At 55.5% G+C, this 16,759-nt stretch carries 16 protein-coding genes; 11 read left to right on the top strand and 5 right to left on the bottom strand.

Going from position 1 to position 16,759, the window contains the following annotated elements; translation table 11 throughout:
• Positions 1-4: 4 nt before the first annotated feature.
• Genes ACZ5M3_RS04400 through treT form a run of 4 tightly spaced genes read right to left on the bottom strand, consistent with a single transcriptional unit; the run spans position 5 to position 3,839 of the window.
• Positions 5-409 (bottom strand): UPF0146 family protein, encoded by a 405-nt coding sequence (locus ACZ5M3_RS04400; RefSeq protein ID WP_464840446.1) that lies wholly within the window; start codon positions 407-409, stop codon positions 5-7.
• 32 nt (positions 410-441) lie between these two features.
• Positions 442-1,560 (bottom strand): ABC transporter ATP-binding protein, encoded by a 1,119-nt coding sequence (locus ACZ5M3_RS04395; RefSeq protein ID WP_464840445.1) that lies wholly within the window; start codon positions 1,558-1,560, stop codon positions 442-444.
• A 9-nt stretch (positions 1,561-1,569) separates the two neighbouring features.
• The gene (gene trmB, locus ACZ5M3_RS04390) at positions 1,570-2,589 is read right to left on the bottom strand and encodes an HTH-type sugar-sensing transcriptional regulator TrmB (RefSeq protein WP_464840444.1); all 1,020 of its coding nucleotides are present in this window, start codon (positions 2,587-2,589) and stop codon (positions 1,570-1,572) included.
• A gap of 2 nt (positions 2,590-2,591) precedes the next feature.
• A complete protein-coding gene (gene treT / locus ACZ5M3_RS04385; RefSeq protein WP_464840443.1) occupies positions 2,592-3,839 on the bottom strand; it encodes a trehalose synthase in 1,248 nt (415 codons plus the stop codon).
• Positions 3,840-4,100: 261 nt separating this feature from the next.
• On the opposite strand from treT, the gene ACZ5M3_RS04380 reads away from it, so the two are divergent.
• From ACZ5M3_RS04380 to ACZ5M3_RS04360, 5 genes are read left to right on the top strand one after another with little or no spacing between them, the layout of a single operon-like run.
• Entirely contained in the window at positions 4,101-5,414 is a 1,314-nt protein-coding gene (locus ACZ5M3_RS04380) for an ABC transporter substrate-binding protein (RefSeq protein WP_464840442.1), read from the top strand.
• Between the two features lie 10 nt (positions 5,415-5,424).
• The gene (locus ACZ5M3_RS04375; RefSeq protein WP_464840441.1) at positions 5,425-6,312 is read left to right on the top strand and encodes a carbohydrate ABC transporter permease; all 888 of its coding nucleotides are present in this window, start codon (positions 5,425-5,427) and stop codon (positions 6,310-6,312) included.
• Positions 6,309-7,130, top strand: a complete 822-nt coding sequence (locus ACZ5M3_RS04370; RefSeq protein WP_464840440.1) for a carbohydrate ABC transporter permease — start codon at positions 6,309-6,311, stop codon at positions 7,128-7,130. Before ACZ5M3_RS04375 ends, ACZ5M3_RS04370 begins: the two co-directional genes overlap by 4 nt.
• A gap of 31 nt (positions 7,131-7,161) precedes the next feature.
• Positions 7,162-8,352, top strand: coding sequence for a glycoside hydrolase 5 family protein (locus tag ACZ5M3_RS04365; protein WP_464840439.1), 1,191 nt, complete (start codon positions 7,162-7,164; stop codon positions 8,350-8,352).
• Positions 8,353-8,362: 10 nt separating this feature from the next.
• Complete coding sequence (locus ACZ5M3_RS04360) at positions 8,363-9,313, top strand: carbohydrate kinase family protein (protein ID WP_464840438.1); 951 nt, start codon at positions 8,363-8,365, stop codon at positions 9,311-9,313.
• Here ACZ5M3_RS04360 and ACZ5M3_RS04355 read toward each other — a convergent pair.
• Complete coding sequence (locus ACZ5M3_RS04355) at positions 9,292-10,434, bottom strand: glycosyltransferase (protein ID WP_464840723.1); 1,143 nt, start codon at positions 10,432-10,434, stop codon at positions 9,292-9,294. The two genes, ACZ5M3_RS04360 and ACZ5M3_RS04355, sit on opposite strands and share 22 nt — an antisense overlap.
• Positions 10,435-10,520: 86 nt before the next feature.
• Between ACZ5M3_RS04355 and ACZ5M3_RS04350 the strand changes: the two genes are divergently transcribed.
• The 6 genes from ACZ5M3_RS04350 (at position 10,521) to ACZ5M3_RS04325 (ending at position 16,755) form a co-directional block, all read left to right on the top strand.
• Entirely contained in the window at positions 10,521-11,534 is a 1,014-nt protein-coding gene (locus tag ACZ5M3_RS04350; RefSeq protein WP_464840437.1) for a Gfo/Idh/MocA family protein, read from the top strand.
• On the top strand, positions 11,531-12,544 hold the full coding sequence (locus tag ACZ5M3_RS04345) for a Gfo/Idh/MocA family protein (protein WP_464840436.1): 1,014 nt from the start codon (positions 11,531-11,533) through the stop codon (positions 12,542-12,544). The genes ACZ5M3_RS04350 and ACZ5M3_RS04345 overlap by 4 nt, the downstream gene beginning before the upstream one ends.
• Positions 12,545-12,664: 120 nt before the next feature.
• Positions 12,665-13,951: an ABC transporter substrate-binding protein gene (locus ACZ5M3_RS04340; protein ID WP_464840435.1), complete on the top strand. Its 1,287-nt coding sequence runs from the start codon at positions 12,665-12,667 to the stop codon at positions 13,949-13,951.
• A 9-nt stretch (positions 13,952-13,960) separates the two neighbouring features.
• A complete protein-coding gene (locus tag ACZ5M3_RS04335; RefSeq protein WP_464840434.1) occupies positions 13,961-14,812 on the top strand; it encodes a carbohydrate ABC transporter permease in 852 nt (283 codons plus the stop codon).
• Complete coding sequence (locus ACZ5M3_RS04330) at positions 14,809-15,642, top strand: carbohydrate ABC transporter permease (RefSeq protein ID WP_464840433.1); 834 nt, start codon at positions 14,809-14,811, stop codon at positions 15,640-15,642. Before ACZ5M3_RS04335 ends, ACZ5M3_RS04330 begins: the two co-directional genes overlap by 4 nt.
• Before the next feature lie 9 nt (positions 15,643-15,651).
• Positions 15,652-16,755, top strand: coding sequence for an ABC transporter ATP-binding protein (locus ACZ5M3_RS04325; protein WP_464840432.1), 1,104 nt, complete (start codon positions 15,652-15,654; stop codon positions 16,753-16,755).
• The last annotated feature ends 4 nt before the right edge of the window (positions 16,756-16,759 follow it).

Raw genomic sequence — 16,759 nt, 5'->3', positions numbered from 1 at the left:
GGCTTTAAATATGTTTGGCGACGTATATGGGCAGCCCTCTGAAGCTTACAAGCCTCATCGTTCGGGGCATAGTGTCCCCCGTCAGGGGGAGGATATAGACGGGGGCGTTGAGTTTTCTCCCGAGCTCCAGAATGGGCCTCACTATCTCCGGGGTTGGCCTTACGGAGTAGAGTGCCTTTACCCCGCGGTAGAGCTCGAGGTTCGGGGCAAATATGTCGTCCCTCACGGCGTTGATGCCCAGCTCCCTGGCCCTCTCCACAGATGATGGGTTCCAGTCAACGGCCAGAACGTCGTATCCGAGCTTCTTCAGTCTCAAAGCCACCTTGAACTGAAAGCCTATCCCAAGTTCTGCCACTTTCCCTTTCGGAACCTCACTGGCCAGAAACTCTGCGAAGTCTTCAACGGGCATGGGAGAAAATGGGGGGAGGAATTTAAAAAGATTCAGAACACTGCCTTTCCGCTCCCCTTCTCGAAGACGTGGGCCTTGCGCATGTCGAAGACGACGTCTATCTCCTGGCCTTCCTTCACTTTTGACTCTGACCTGAACGCTCCAAGGAAGGCCACGTTTCCGACGTGCAGGTGGACGATCTTCTCGCTTCCGAGGTTCTCGATGATGTCGGCCGTTGCCCTCGCCATGTTCTCCCCTGGAACCTTCACCTGGGCGAACATGGCGTCGTAGATATCCTCGGGGCGGATTCCAAAGATCACCTCTTTTCCGATAAGGCTGGCCTCCCTCAGAACTTCCACCTGGTCGGGGAGCAGTTTGAGCTTGAATTCCCCGAAGTCCGCGAAGCCGTCCTCGGTTATCGTTGCGTCTATGAAGTTCATTGGCGGCGAGCCGATGAATCCAGCCACGAAGGTGTTCGCGGGCCTGTCATAGACATCATCCGGTGTCCCGACCTGCTGAAGGACGCCTGCGTTTATGACTGCGATCCTGTCGCCCATGGTCATGGCCTCAACCTGGTCGTGCGTCACGTAGATCGTAGTAACCCCGAGTTGTTTTTGGAGTTTTTTCAATTCCGCGCGCATCTTCACCCTCAGCTTGGCGTCCAGGTTGCTCAGCGGTTCGTCCATGAGGAAGACTTGGGGTTTTCTGACTATTGCTCTTCCGAGGGCGACTCTCTGCCTCTGGCCTCCGCTCAGCTCCCTGGGTTTTCTTTTGAGTAATTCGGTGAGGCCGAGCATCTCGGCGACTTCTCTTACTCTTTGGTCGATTTCTTGCTTGGAAACCTTCCTCAGCTTGAGCGGAAACGCTATGTTGTCGTAGACTGTCATGTGTGGGTAAAGCGCGTAGCTCTGGAAGACCATGGCGATGTCCCTGTCCTTTGGGGGGACGAATACCCCCTTCTCTGGGTCGGCGACGAGTCTGTCACCGATGTGGATTTGGCCTTTTGTGGGTTCTTCCAGTCCGGATATCATTCTGAGTGTGGTTGTTTTCCCGCAGCCGCTTGGCCCGAGGAGGATCATGAATTCACCGTCCTTGACTTCCAGGTTCATGTCCTTCACTGCCGTGAAGTCCCCAAACATCTTCCACACGTTGATGAGCTTCACTTCCGCCATGCTCTCACCTCAAACTACGGTCAGCCGGATCATGGTTGTTTCGTAATCTTCCAAAACCGCAAACATTCCACCGACCTTCACTATTCCCCTCTCCGTCTCAAGGTCGAAGTTGTCTATTCCCTCATCGAGGGCCACCGTGTAGCCCACAACGCGGCCTTCGAGTTCCTCCACCTCTCCCGTGACGAGGTTTCTTCCAAGCACCTTTGCGTAGATGACGCCGTCGTTGAGGTGTCTCCTTATGATGTCCACGGCGTGGAAGCTCGCAAAAAACCGCAGGTCGTCCCTGTTTTTTATCCCCTCAAGTATGAGGCTCGACTCCTTGAAGGCCTCCCTGATGAAGCTGTACTGGGAGAATATTATCTCAGGATAGGTCGCCTTAAAGCTGGGTGGATTCCTCGGTCTGAACCCTATGTTCTGGATGTCTATGACCTCCCTGCCGTCGAACATCCCTATGAAGTGGTTCAGCTTGTGAAACTTCCTCACGTAGAGGTTGCCGAGCCTGACGAAATCCGAAAGGTCTATCTGTTCCTCGGTGTAGAGGGATATCGTGGTTCCCCTCTTGAGGGCGGCCTTTATGTTGTCCTCTATCTTCTCAAGGAACTTCTCGGGGGCCACCAGTATGGCCTCGTATGAGCTGGAGTCTATTGACTCCTTCACCATCTCGACGGCTATGCTGAGGTCCTTCGTGCGCCAGATTCCGGGTCTCTCCTCGGTCTTTACCTTAACCCTCTGGAGCTCCCTCTCAAGCTCCTCCTTGATCCCATCTATGTCCCTTTTGAACTTCAGGAACGCTATCTTCGGGGAGTACGCGATGTACACCTTCGGAGAGCCCTCAACCTCGTTGACGAAGCCCCTCGCCTTCAGCGACGCTATGGTATCATAGACCCTGTTGTAGGGCACACCGCTCCTTTCGGATATCTCCTTCGCCGTGCTCGGCCCGTAGACAAGAAGCGTCCAGTATATCATGACCTCGTACTTCGTGAAGCCGATTCTGGTCAGCATGGTTATGGCCTTCTCGCTGATCTCCATACCTACCCCTCCTCCCCAGAAAATGAGAGGAGGAGGTCTAAATACCTTTCTAGGTGCTTGGTGATGAGGAAGTTCTCCCTTACCCTTTCCCTGGCGCCGATGCCAAGCCTCTCGGCCTCTTCTGGATGCTTCAGCAGATAGAGGGTCTTCTCAACCGCGTCCTCCACGCCCTTCACGAGGAAGCCGGTCTCCCCGTCAACCACCTGGAACCTGATCCCTCCAACGGCCCTGCCGACCACGGGCCTGCCCTTCCACATGGCCTCCGTGACCGTCAGTCCAAATCCCTCCCTGATGGACATCTGCAGGATCACGTCACTCGCCCGCTGGAAGGCGTTGACCTCCCTGGCGTGGACTCCCGTCAGGTTCGTCAGGACTTTCACGTCATAGTCTTCCCCAATCTTCCTCAGAGTTTTCTCGAAGTAGACCCAGCCCTCTGGGTCGTCGGCCGCCATGACTCCGACGAGGAGCAGCTGGACCTCCGGGATCTTCTCCTTAACCCGCTTGTAAACATCAATAACGTCAAACACGCCCTTCCAGGGGTCGAAGCGGGCGACTTGGGTTATAATCGGCCTGTCGGGGTCAACGTCGAACCTTTCGAGGGTTCTGAGAACTTCCGACTCGCTCAGCTCCATGTTCTTCTCGCTCAGCGGGTCGATGGAAGGAGGCATGATGATGGTTTTCTCCGGGTTCAAATCCGGCTGGACGTATTCTGGGAGGTGAAAGATGTACCTGTCGTATCTCTGCACGTACTTCCTCAAGAACGCCCAGAATTCTCTGTTCGGGTCGCTCAGGTCGATGTGGCATCGCCAAATCCAGGGCTGTTTTTTCTCGTAGAAGTCTATGAGGGCCGCCGGCTGCGGGTCGTGGATAAGGACGTAGTCGAATTCTGTCAAGTCCGCTTTTTGAGCATTTTCCTCATTGGTTTTGAGGTAGAGTTCCTTCATTTCCTCGGTGAGTTTGAGGTTTTTGTTGCCCTGGAGGGCGTTGTGGAAGCTTTTGGTGACGTTGAAGAACTCGTCGCTTCCCTCGATGACCAACCACTCCGCTCTTATTCCGACGTCGTTCATGAGGGGCACGAGGTTGTGGAGTATTTCCGCGACACCGCCGCCGTAGGCGGTTGAGTTGACGTGCACGAACTTGGCTCCCGAGAGCTTTTCTGCCTTTTCCATAATCTTCAAGACGGCCTCTTCTCCGGCAACGGGAGAATAGTCCTCAATCCTCTTCTGGGGCAGTTTTTTAACTCGGAACATACGGATACTCCTCCTTTGTATACTTTTAGTATATGGATGTCCGGCAAATGTTTGGTTATCCACATATAAAAAGTTTTTCGAAATATATCCTGGATTTTAATGCACATATTGTAAATAAAGTCAATATTTTCTGTTGTTTATCTAGACATTCTCCGAGATTTTTGGGGAATTATGAACATAAATTAGCAGGGGCTTTCCGAAAAATATAAATATACTAAAAGTATACAGCCCTAGTGAACAGCCTTGGTGAGGTGTCTATCTATGAGGTTTCATGCCAAAAGGTTTGCATTGCTTTTGAGCGTGCTGTTGTTAGCTGCCTTTGTTGCAGGATGCATTTCTGGAGGGGGAACGTCCCCCACGCAGACAACCTCCAGCCCCGGACAGACGACCACCCAGGAGAAGGTTGAGATAGTCGTTTATGGCCAGTGGGGTGGAGTTGAGGGTGAGAACTTCCAAAAGGCTCTGAAAGTTTACGAGCAGGAACACCCCAACGTTAAGATAAAGTATGTGATTCAGTCCAAGCTCAGGGATGCCGTTCTCACGGAGCTTGCGACCGGTTCGCCAGGTTTTGACATCGCGATTCTTCCGTGGCCGGCGCTCATTACCGAGCTCGGTCAGAAGAACCAGCTTGAGCCCATGAACTCCATCGTCGATTCTTACAAGGGCAACATCATGCAGAACCTGCTTGAACCTGTGAAGGTTGGGAACACCTACTATGCCGTTCCCATAAAGGCTTGGGCAAAGCCCGGAATATGGTACAACGTCCACGACTTCGAGAAGTACAACGTAAAGCCGCCTGAGACCATCGATGACCTTAAAGCCGTCTGTAAGGTCTTTGAGCAGAACGGAATTCAGCCCATGGCCAGCGGAGCGGCCGACAAGTGGCCTCTTAGTGATATCTTCGAGGCGGTTCTCATAAGGGTTGGCGGTCCTCAGCTCCACAACGACCTCATGACCCACAAGGTCAAGTGGACCGACCCGCAGGTTCTTGAGGCCTTCAAGGTTCTCAGCGACCTCCTCAAAGAGGGCTGCTACGGTGACCCCAAGGTTGCCATCGGTGAGAAGTGGGAGGTTCAGGTTACCAGGCTCGGCCAGGGGGAGGTTGCCATGTACTTCATGGGCAACTGGATCAACCTCATGCTCCAGAACCAGGGATATCAGCCCGGCACCGACTACGACCTGATTCCGTTCCCCGTCATCAACCCCAACGCCGACTTTGCCATCGTCGCCGGTGGTGACTGGGTCATTATACCCAGAGGGGCTCCGCACAAGGATGCCGCCTTTGAGCTCGCCAAGTGGCTCGCCGGTCCGGAGTACCAGAAGATAATGGTCGAGCAGAAGGGCTACCTCGCCCCCAACCTCCAGGTTCCCAAGACCGCCTACGACCCGGTTGACGCGAAGATAATAGACATGATGGCCAAGTACACCGTGGTTCCTGACCTCGACGACAACGCTCCATCAGGATTCCAGCCGATAATCTGGGACAAGCTCTTCGAGCTCTGGGCCAACCCGGACAACTACCAGCAGATAGCCCAGGAGCTTGAACAGTACGCGGAACAGTACTACGGCTCATGAGGTGCCTGAGATGGGCGGAAGGGGGGACTGGCTCAGCAGGGATTTTCTGATCCTGATGATGCCCGCCTTCATCCTCCTTTTAGTTTTTATACTCTATCCGATTTTCAACACGTTCTACCTGGGGTTCACCAAGTGGGACGGCTTCACCCAGCCCCAGTTCGTTGGACTCGATAACTACCGAACCATGATGGGTGACCCGCTCTTCTGGACGTCGGTGAAGAACAACATATTCATATTCATCGTTTTCCTGCCCTTTGTGACCATGCTCGGCCTTGGTTTTGCGCTCCTCCTCCACAACAGCGCGGTTGTGGGGCGCAATCTGCTCAGGGGCTTCGTCATGCTCGGGATGGTGATGCCCCTTACCGTCGTAGGTATCGTCTGGATGCTGCTCCTGGACCCCAACGCGGGTATCGTCAACCACGTTCTGAGCTTCTTCGGGATTGAGCCCAGGGCATGGATTCAGGATCCCAGTACGGCGATATACTTCGTTATAATAGGCTCCCTGTGGGCGTGGCAGGGCTTCTCGACCACCGTGTTCCTGGCCGGACTGGAGGGGCTCGACGTTGAGGTTCTTGAGGCATCGGTTATTGACGGTGCAAACCCTTGGCAGCGCTTCAGATACGTCATACTGCCCCTGCTGAAGCCCGCCTTGATAGTCGTCGTTACGATGAGCTCCATCTACATACTCAAGGTCTTCGACCTCGTTTACGTGCTCTCCGGCGGCGAATCCGTGCCGATGTACCTCTCGGTGCTGGCGTACATGGTGTACTACGAGATATTCCGCATGTTCAAGTGGGGCTACGCGGCCGCGATAGCGACGTTGCTGACCGTTGCAGTGTTCCTGTTCTCCATAGGGATGCTGAAGAGGATGATAAGTGAAAGGGGAGTGGGCTCATGAAGGTAAGCACTAGGTACATGGTCACCATTAACCTTGTGGCTTGGGCCATAGGGCTGATGCTCCTCATACCCCTTCTGGGGCTGATAATGACCTCAATCAGACCGTTTGACGAGATAGTTAACGGCTGGTGGAACCTCAAGAACGCCCACTTCATCATTGACAACTACGTCAGCGTGTGGGACGCTGGCTTCTGGAAGAACATCCTCAACTCCATCCTGATAGCCACTGTGGCCACGGTAGTCCCAATACTCATCGCCGGGATGGCCGCCTACGGCTTTACCTCCTTCAGCTTCCCGATAAAGACGATGCTCTTCCTCACCCTCGTGGCCATCCAGGTCGTCCCGCAGCAGGCGGTCATAGTCCCGCTCCTGAGGCTCTTCCGCGACCTGCACATGTACGACCAGTACTACGGCATAATCCTCGTTCACACGGCATTTGCGCTCCCGTGGACGATATTCTTCCTCCGCAACTTTTTCATGTCCATTCCCAAGGACTACGAGGAGGCTGCAAGGATAGACGGCCTCAGCGACGTTGGGATATACTTCAGGGTGATACTCCCCATAGCGATGCCCGCGGTCATCAGCGTTGCGGTGGTGCAGTTCATTTTCGTATGGCAGGACCTGTTCTTCGCCATAACCCTGCTGAGGCCGGAAAAGTGGCCGGTATCGGCGGGAGTAACGCAGTTCATAAGCCGCTACAACCCCAACTGGGGACAGCTGACGGCAGCCGGTGTGCTGGCGATAATAGTGCCCATAACGGTCTACGTCGTGCTCCAGAAGTACTACATGAGGGGTGTGTCCGGCGGAATCAAGGGCTGAGCCCTTTCAAAACTTTTTTGGAGGGATATAGATGGAGTTCGTCCTCGGTGTCAACTACTGGCCGAGAAGGAAGGCCATGTTCTGGTGGAAGGAGTTCGAGGAGGGTGAGGTTCGGGAGGAGTTCGCGGTAATGAAGGAGCTCAACCTCGATGTCGTGAGGATTTTCCTGCTCTGGGAGGACTTTCAGCCGGAACCCGAAAGGATCGACGAGAAGTCCCTCCGGAACCTGGAGAGGGTCATGGACATAGCGCATGAACTCGGACTGGGGGTCATGCCGACCTTCTTCATCGGGCACATGAGCGGAATAAACTGGCTCCCGGAGTGGACGCTCTCCGATGCCCCCCACCCCCGTTTTCTGACGTACTCGAATGGGAGGGTCGTTGACCTCGGTGCGAGGGACATATACGAGGAGCCAGACCTTTTGAGGGCCGAGGAGCTGCTCCTTCGGACAGTCGGCTCTGAGCTCGACGACCATCCGGCGCTGTACGCGTGGGACATCTCCAACGAGATAGACAACGTCAGAATCCCCCGCACCCCCGAGGCAGGCAGGAGATGGGTCCGGTTTGTTTACGAGACGCTGAAGGCCAGCTCCAGCAGGCCGGTAACCTTCGGCATCCATCAGGAGGACATCCAGGGGGACAAGCACTTCCGTGTGGGCGATGTCGCCGGGGGAAACGACTTCCTCTGCATGCACGCGTATTCGGTCTACACAGACTTCACCGATCCCCTCGACCCGTATTTCGTCCCCTTCGCGTGTCTGCTCACGAAGGCACTTGGGGGGAAGGAGGTTCTCATGGAAGAGTTCGGGATGCCGACGACTCCGGAGGAGACCAGAAAGGTACGCTCCGTGACCGGAAAGCACGAGGCCGAGCACTACCTGATAAACGAGAGGGACGCCGCAAGATGGCTCGAAGAGACCCTCAAAGCCCTCTACGAGTTCGGAACCCTCGGTGCGTTCTACTGGAACTTCGCCGATTATCACGAGAGCGTATGGGACAGGCCTCCCCTCGACAGGGCGGTTCATGAAAGGTTCTTCGGCCTCCTGAGGAGCGACGGGAGCCTGAAGCCTACCGCACTTGTGATGAGGGAGTTCAGGAAAAAGATGGGCGAACTTAAAAGGAGAAACGTGGAGATAGGTGTGCCGGAAGACTACTACTTAGACCCCAGGGGCAACCTTGTGAGGCTGTACCGGGAGTTCAGGCAAAAGCTCGGCCTTGAGTGAGGTGGTTACCGTGATCGTATCCGTTGGGGAGGTCCTCATAGACTTCATAGCCCTCCGGGAGGGGAGGCTCAGGGACGTTAAGGCCTTTGAAAAACACCCCGGCGGGGCCCCCGCCAACGTTGCGGTCGGTCTTTCAAGGCTCGGCGTTGAGAGCGCGCTGGTAAGCAAGGTCGGCGACGACCCCTTTGGGGACTTCCTGCTCGAAAGGCTCCGCGATGAGGGTGTGAAGACATACATCTCCAGGGACACCGAAAAGCACACGGGGGTGGTCTTCGTCCAGCTCATTGGTGCCAGGCCGGAGTTCATCCTCTACGACGGCGTTGCCTACTTCAACCTCAAGCCCAAGGATTTAGAGGCGGCCCCCCTTGGGGACGCGGAGGCCGTTCATTTCGGAACCGTGCTCTTCGCCAGGGAGCCCTCCCGCTCGACGCTCTTCGGAGTTCTGGAGGGACTCAAGGGGAAGGTTCCGCTCAGCTACGACGTCAACATAAGGCCCGACCTCTGGCGCGGAAGGGAGGAGGAAATGCTGAAAGACATCGAACGGGCGTTAAAGCTGGCGGACATCGTCAAGCTCGGCGACGGTGAGCTGGCCTACCTTGAGGAGAACGGGATAGACCTTGAAGACTTCGACTTCAGGCTCCTATCGATTACAAAGGGTGCGGAAGGGAGCGAACTGAGGAGCGGTGGAATCAGGGTTCACGTGCCGGCATACAGGGTTGAACCTGTTGACACGACCGGTGCGGGGGATGCCTTCATGGCGGCTCTGCTGGCAGGCCTGCACTACTCGGGCCTTATGGGTGCTGAAGAACTCGATGAAGATGAACTCCTCCGATTGGGCCGCTTCGCAAACCTCATAGCGGCCCTCTCAACTACCCTTAGGGGTGCCTGGAGCGTTCCAAAAATGGAAGAAGTGGCCCTGATGAGGGAGGTCAGGGAGCTCTACCAGCGCTCCAGGAGGTAGTCCTTCTCCTCAAGGAAGACCTTTGCCCTCTCCTCTATCAGTTTTTCGGCCTCAAGCGTGCTCATGTCCATCGTTCTCTTGACGAAGTCGGCAGTCTTTGCGAAGTAGAGGGGCACCAGCGGCTCGGCCTCCTGGAGAATCCCGTCCCTGTAGGCAACGGTCCCGTCGTAGAGGACGTGGCTCCAGAGCCTGTCGTCGAACTCGAAGGTCTTGAGCGCCTCTTTCACCCCCTTGAGGGTATCCTCGCTCAGGGCCCTTCTCAGGACGGCCTCGTGCTGGGCGAAGAGCTCCTTGGCCCTTATCTCCAGAAGCTCAAGGGTCACCTTCACCGGTTCTGGCTCGCCCTTCTCAAGCTCTCCGAAGACCGGAACCGGCTCTATTGTTCTCACGCCCTTCCAGACGTCCTCATACTTCCCCATCAGCATGAACAGCGTTCCAACGACCTGGTTGAACATGGGGCCTAGCGATGCCGCCGGATCTTTGGGGTCGTGTATCTTCATTCCCAGGGCCGTCTGGATGATTTTGAAGCCCCTCGCTATGGCCGTCGTCGTCAGGAATATGTCCACCCCGAACCTGGCAACGTGGGTCTTCCAGACCTCTTCGTCTTCAAGGTAGACCTCCATGAGCCTTCTGCTTATTCCGAAGTCCCCGCCTATCGGCTGCCTGACGTTCTTCCCGTAGAGCGAAGCCGTCATCGGGTATGCTATGTTGTTGGTTATCGTCCCGTCCCACTTGTGCCTTATGTACATCGGTGCCACGAAGTCGTAGCCTTCCTCGATGGGCTTGGCGAAGCGGTATATCCACTCGGGAGTTATGCTCCTCAGGTCGCTGTCCACGAAGACTATGGCATCTGCGTCCCTCTCGAGGGCGAACTCCATGAGCTCCTTCATGGCGCTCCCTTTTCCGGGGATAGGCCACCTGTAGATGAAGCTGTGGACTTCCACTCCATCCGGAACCTTTGTTTTCAGCACTGCATCCCTCGTCCCATCGGTGCTCCCTCCGTCGGCGTTGACAACTATTCCGCCCCCGAAATATTTTTTCAGCCCCTCTGCAGCCTGTTTCACGACAAAAGAAATCGTTTCCCCGTTGTTGTAACTGGGAATCCCAACGATAACCCTCATCTTCTCCACCCTCATAAGTTACAACCATTTAAAGTGGTTTATTTTGAAAAGGGTTATATACCTTTCGACCGTACTGGAATCAGGCGATGCCCATGGAGCTGAAGGTGGGAGTGATAGGCTGTGGAAACATATTCAACCTCGCCCACAAGAAGGCGCTGGGGGGAATAGAGGGCATTAAGGTCGTTGCCTGCATGGATATAGACGCGGCCAGAGCCAAGGAAGGTGCCAAGGAGCTTGGGGCGAGGGCATTCACGAGCCTTGATGAGTTTCTTGACATCGACCTCGACGTCGTGGAAATCCTCACACCAACTTACACCCACGCTGAGCTGGCCCTCGCGGCACTTAAGGCTGGAAAGCACGTCATAGTCGAGAAGCCGATAGCCCTCACCGTCAGAGAGGCCGAGAAAATGATAAAGACCGCGGAAAAGGAGGGCCTGCACCTCTTCGTTGGCCATGTAAGGCGCTTTGACCTCAGGTGGATCCAGATGAAGGAAGTCATAAAGAAGCGCAACATCCTCCCCATGCACATCAGAAAGGCCGAAGTCCAGAACCTCCCCTTCCCGAAGGACTACTGGTACTGGGACGAGAACAGGAGCGGCGGTGTCGCCGTTGACCTGGGGGTTCACGTCACGGATTTCCTGCGCTGGTTTTTCGAGAGCGAGCCGGTGAGCGTTTATGCCGTTGGAAAGTCCATCAAGGAGGAGGCAAGGGCGAACGGAACGTTCGACCACTTCATGATGATGATAGCGTTCGAGGGAGGGAAGACGGGCATAGCGGAGGTCAGCTGGGCGTACCCGTACCCCTCACGCTACGGCGTCTTCTACCACCACGTTGACATCATCGGAAAGAACGGCAGGATACGCTACACCCCTCTGGACACACCGGTGGTCGGCGTTGCCAAGGCCAACTTCGAGATGCCCCGCTTCTCACCGCTCCTGTCGACCTTCCCGGATGCCTTTGAGAGGGAGCTGAGACACTTCTTCAACTGCATCAAGGGCAGGGAAGAGCCAGTGGTCACGGCGGAGGACGGCCTGGTCGCGCTGAAGATTGCGGAGATGGCCAAGGAAAGCGCCCGGAAGGGGGAGGTGGTTGAGGTATGAGGAAGCTCAGCTTCGGAATAATAAGCTACGCCCACCCGCATGCCCTTCGTTTTGCCTCGGTGATTGCGGGGGGCAGGAGAACGAAGCTCGTCGCCATATCCGGCGACGGCTCGAACTCTGACGTGGCAAGGGCGGAGGCTAAGAAGTACGGGGCGAGGTTCTACAGAAACTACGAGGCCCTCCTGAGGGACGAAAACGTGGAGGCTGTTTACATTGCCATAGAGACGTACAGACACAAGGAAATAGCCGTCAGGGCAGCTGAGGAGGGCAAGCACATACTCCTTGAGAAGCCCATCGCCCTGAACCTCAAGGACGCGGATGAGGTGATAAGGGCCGCCAAAAAGGCCGGGGTCAAGCTCATGCTGCCCTTCAACCCGCGCTTTACCGATCCCCTCAGGAAGGCCAAGGAGATGATTGATGCCGGCGAGATAGGTGCTCTGGAGTACATACAAACGATTTCTGAAAACGTCAGGCCGCCGATATTCCTTCAGGGGCTCGATATGGGCTGGTTCCTGGACCTCAGAAAGTCGGGCGGCGGGGGCTTCATGGACACCGCGCCCCACGGCGTTGACTCCCTCCTCTGGCTCACCGGAGACGTGCCCAGGAAGGTCTACGCTGACATAGGGAGCAAGATATACGGCTTTCCGGTGGACGATATAGGGACGGCCGTCCTTGAGTTCAGGAAGGGTGTTCTTGCGGTTCTTACCGCGGGCTGGGGCAATCCTAAGGGCTACTCCTACGGCATCGAGATAAAGTACTACCTCGTTGGCAGGGAGGGCTTTCTGGACGTCAGAACCGCATATCCGGACTTCACGGTCTATCAGGACAGGGCCGAAAAGATATACTGGGACAGGCCGGACGTCAGGGGGATAGTGAACTCCTTCACGGAGGCCGTGCTCAAAGATCGGGAGATTCCCATAACGGGGGAGGATGCCAAGAAGAATCTTGCCATAATCCTCGCGGCTTACGAATCCTCCCGGAAGGGAAGAACCGTGAAGCCCAGGCTTTAATCTCAAACTTTTACTTTTGTGTAAATACAACCACTTTCAGTGGTTTTAAACACAAATCTTATATATGTTGTTCACATAAGTTCGTTGAAGTACCTTACTTAAGGTATCGGGTGATGCCCCATGAAGAGGTTGTTTGGACTTTTGTTGGCCGGTATTGTGGTTTTTGCAGTGGTGGCCAGCGGCTGTATCTCCCCCGGAGGGGAGACTAAGGTGACAGTGACGTTTCTGTCAACACAGCTGAACCCGCCCGAGGAGAGGGCCTTCGTTCAGGAAGACCTTCTGAAGGGCTTTACATCGGACACGAACATCGAAGTCAACTTCGTGCCCATCTCCTACACGGATATGGTTACGAGGCTTGAGGGCGAGATGCAGACGGGAAAGGTCACCATCGACGTCATAGGTGACCTTCACGGTGGTATGGACTACATGGCCTCCAAAGGCTGGCTTGAGGACCTGAGCAAGATGCCCAAGCTTGAGGGAAGAACCTTCATCAGCACCTTTGAGCAGTACTCATACATCCGCGGCCAGAAGGTCTACGTGCCCTGGATGAGCGCTACCTATGTTATGGTCGTCAACAAGGATGCCTTCAAGTATCTCCCTGCTGGGCTCACGAAGGATGACGTTATTAAGGGCACAGACAAGTGGACGTACGACGCCCTCCTCCAGTGGGCAAAGAACCTGGAGGAAGCAACCGGTCAACCGCAGCTCGGCTTCCCCGCCGGGCCAAAGGGACTCTTCGTCAGATTTCTCCACGGCTACATCTATCCGAGCTACACCGGCTATCAGGCCAAGGAATTCGACAGCCCAGGGGCCGTGGAGATGTGGAACTACCTCAAGGAGCTCTGGCCTTACGTTCACCCATCGAGCACCACCTGGGATGCCATGGCAGACCCGCTCCTCAAGGGCGAGGTCATGATAGCCTGGGACCACACGGCGAGGATTAAGAACGCCATCGAGACCAAGCCGGACCAGTTCGTCGTTGTTCCCGTTCCGCGCGGGCCGAAAGGCAGGGGATTCATCGTCGTCCTTGCGGGCCTTGCCATACCCAAGGGAGCGCCTCACAAGGAGGAGGCCTGGAAGCTCATAGACTACCTGACCCAGCCCGACACGCAGGTCAAGGTTCTTGAGAAGACAGGATTCTTCCCGACCGTTGAGGAGGCGAGCGGAAAGCTGCCGGAGGGACCGCTCAAGATACTCGCCCAGGGAGTCCAGGCGCAGGCCAGCACCAAGGACGCCCTCGTCGTCATGATACCGAACCTTGGAGACAAGGGCGGACAGTTCAAGGAGTACTACAAGCAGGCATTCGAGAGGATAGTCCTCAACAACGAGGATCCAGCAACCGTTACTAAGGAGATCAAGCCCGACCTGGTCAAGCTCTTCGAGGACATTGGTGTGCCAGTGCCGTGAGGGATGGCCATGGAACGGCGCTCTCTCGTTCCCTATCTTTTAATTTTGCCCGCCTTTGCATACCTGCTGTTTTTTGTCGGTTACCCTCTTATTCAGGCCCTGTACCTCGCATTCACCCAGAACGGGGCGCTCTCCCTTGAAGTGTGGAGGAGGACGTTTAGTGATTACTACTTCTGGAGCGCGTTTAAGTATACCATTGCTCTTGCTGGTGTTATAGTCCCGATTCAGGTCTCTCTCGCGGTCGTTCTTGCTCTCCTCATGAACCGCGTGTTTAAGGGTAAGGATGCCGCCCTCTACGCCCTCATAATCCCCCTCACTATAAGCGACGTGGCGGCCGGTTTGATATGGTACTCCATGCTCTCCCCTTACGGTTTTATAAACAAGCTCCTCATGAACCTGGGCATTATAACCCAGCCCATATACATGTTCGGTTATGAGTACCGCATGAGGGAGTTCTTTGCGATAGTCATAGCGGAGCTGTGGCGCTCCACGGCGATAGTCTTCGTGATAATCCTTGCGGGCCTTCAGATGATAAGCAAGGAGTACCTTGAGGCCGCGGAGGTCTTCGGCGCCAGCTACTGGACCAAGCTCAGGCGCATCGTTCTGCCCCTCCTGAAGCCCAGCATACAGAGCGCGCTCATAATAAGGACTCTCTTCGCAATGCAGATATTCGGTATAGTCTGGATACTGGCCGGCAGGGACATCCCCGTTCTCGCCGGTGAAGGCTACTACCAGCTCACGGAGATAAAAGATGCGGGCGTGGCATCGGTGTATGCCCTCGTCATAGCCGGTCTCTCCATACTGCTTGGTGCCCTCTATATCAAATTCCTGCGCGCTGAGTACCTGGAGGTGGGAGAATGAACGACGAGACCAAGTACGCCCTCAAGAAGATAGGTTTCTACACCGCCGTCTTCACGGCCGTCGTGTGGATACTGATACCCATCGTTATATCCTTCCTCTATGCATTCACCAGCAAGGCTGACTACTACGACCCCACAAAGATAATCCCCACGAGCTTTACCACCGAGTACGTCAACACCATACTCTTCACCCTCGGCGCATGGGATGGGATAAAGAACAGCATAATGGTGGCCGTGATGACCATCGTGATAAGCTTCGTTCTTGGTGTCCCTGCGGGCTACTCGATATCCAAGTACATGTTCCCCGGGAGGGATCACATAAAGCTCTCTATAATCGCCCTCAGGATGTTCCCGATTCCGGTCATGGCGATACCCTTGCTGGTTCTCTATATCGACCTGCACCTCGCGGATACGCTTCTCGGTGTCGCCCTCGCTCATGCTGCAATGGCGCTTCCCTTCGTTGTCCTCATAACGTCGAGCATTTTTGCCGGCGTCTCGACGGAATACGAAGAGGCAGCGATGGTCTTCGGCCTTACCCGGTTCGGCTCCTTCAGGAAGATAACCCTGCCGCTGGCGATGCCCGGCCTTGCCGCGGCGGCGATGTTCACCTTCGTCATGAGCTGGAACGAGGTCTTCGTTGCCTCGATTCTCACTCTGAACAACAGAACCCTGCCGGCTCAGATACTGTCGATAATGGCAGGCTCAAGTGGTGGTGCTGCCCCCGACTACTACAAGTTCGCGGCGGCCTTCATAATGACCCTCCCGGCGATGCTGTTCATCCTGTTCGCCAGGAGGTATCTGGTCACGATGTGGGGTATAACGCTCAAGTGAGGTGTTACCATGGTTGAGGTCAAACTTGATGGCATAACCAAAAGGTTTGGGGACTTCGAGGCGGTAAAGGATCTCACACTTACAATAAAGGACGGGGAGTTTCTCGTCCTCCTCGGGCCGAGCGGCTGCGGGAAGACCACAACGCTCAGGATGATCTCTGGTCTTGAGACACCCACTGAGGGCAGGATATACTTCGGGGACAGGGACGTCACGTACCTGCCCCCCAAGGACAGGAACATCTCGATGGTGTTTCAGAGCTACGCCGTCTGGCCGCACATGAAGGTCTTCGACAACATAGCCTTCCCCCTGAAAGTGAAGAAGTATCCCGAGGATGAGATAAAACGGCGCGTCAAGTGGGCGGCCGAACTGCTTCAGATAGAGGAGCTCCTCGACCGCTACCCGGGACAGCTGAGTGGCGGCCAGAGGCAGCGCGTGGCTGTTGCGAGGGCTATCGTGGTGGAGCCCGACGTCCTTCTCATGGACGAGCCTTTAAGCAACCTCGACGCAAAGCTCAGGGTGGCGATGCGCGCCGAGATAAAGAAGCTCCAGACGAAGCTGAACGTCACGACGATATACGTCACCCACGACCAGGTCGAGGCAATGACCATGGGAGACAGGATAGCTGTTATGAACCAGGGGAGGCTCCTTCAGGTAGGACCCCCCACGGAGGTTTACCTGAAGCCGAACTCGGTCTTCGTGGCAACTTTTATCGGCGCACCTGAGATGAACCTGCTGGACGCCAGCCTTGTGGAAAGCGGGGGCATAGTCCTCGAAGGGGACGGCTTCAAAATACCCCTGCCCGAGGACTTCAGGGATATACTCCTTGACTATATCTGGAAGGATGTTCTGGTGGGCATAAGGCCGGAGCACATGACAGTGAAGGGGGTATCCACGCTGGAGCACGTGACCAGGAGCGTCGAGATAGACGGGGTCGTCGATTTTATCGAAGCCCTTGGAACGGACACCATAGTGCACGCCAAGGTCGGTGGGAACATCCTCAAGATAAAGCTGCCCGGACATATACCATTACCCATTGGGGAAAAGATTAAAATAGAGATCGACCTTGACAACCTTCATATCTTCGACAAGGCCACCGAAAAAGCGATAATCTGAGGCC

This window comes from Thermococcus coalescens, assembly GCF_055392585.1.
Note: the sequence above shows the minus strand (reverse complement) of the source record. Positions and strands in the feature narration are given on the sequence as shown.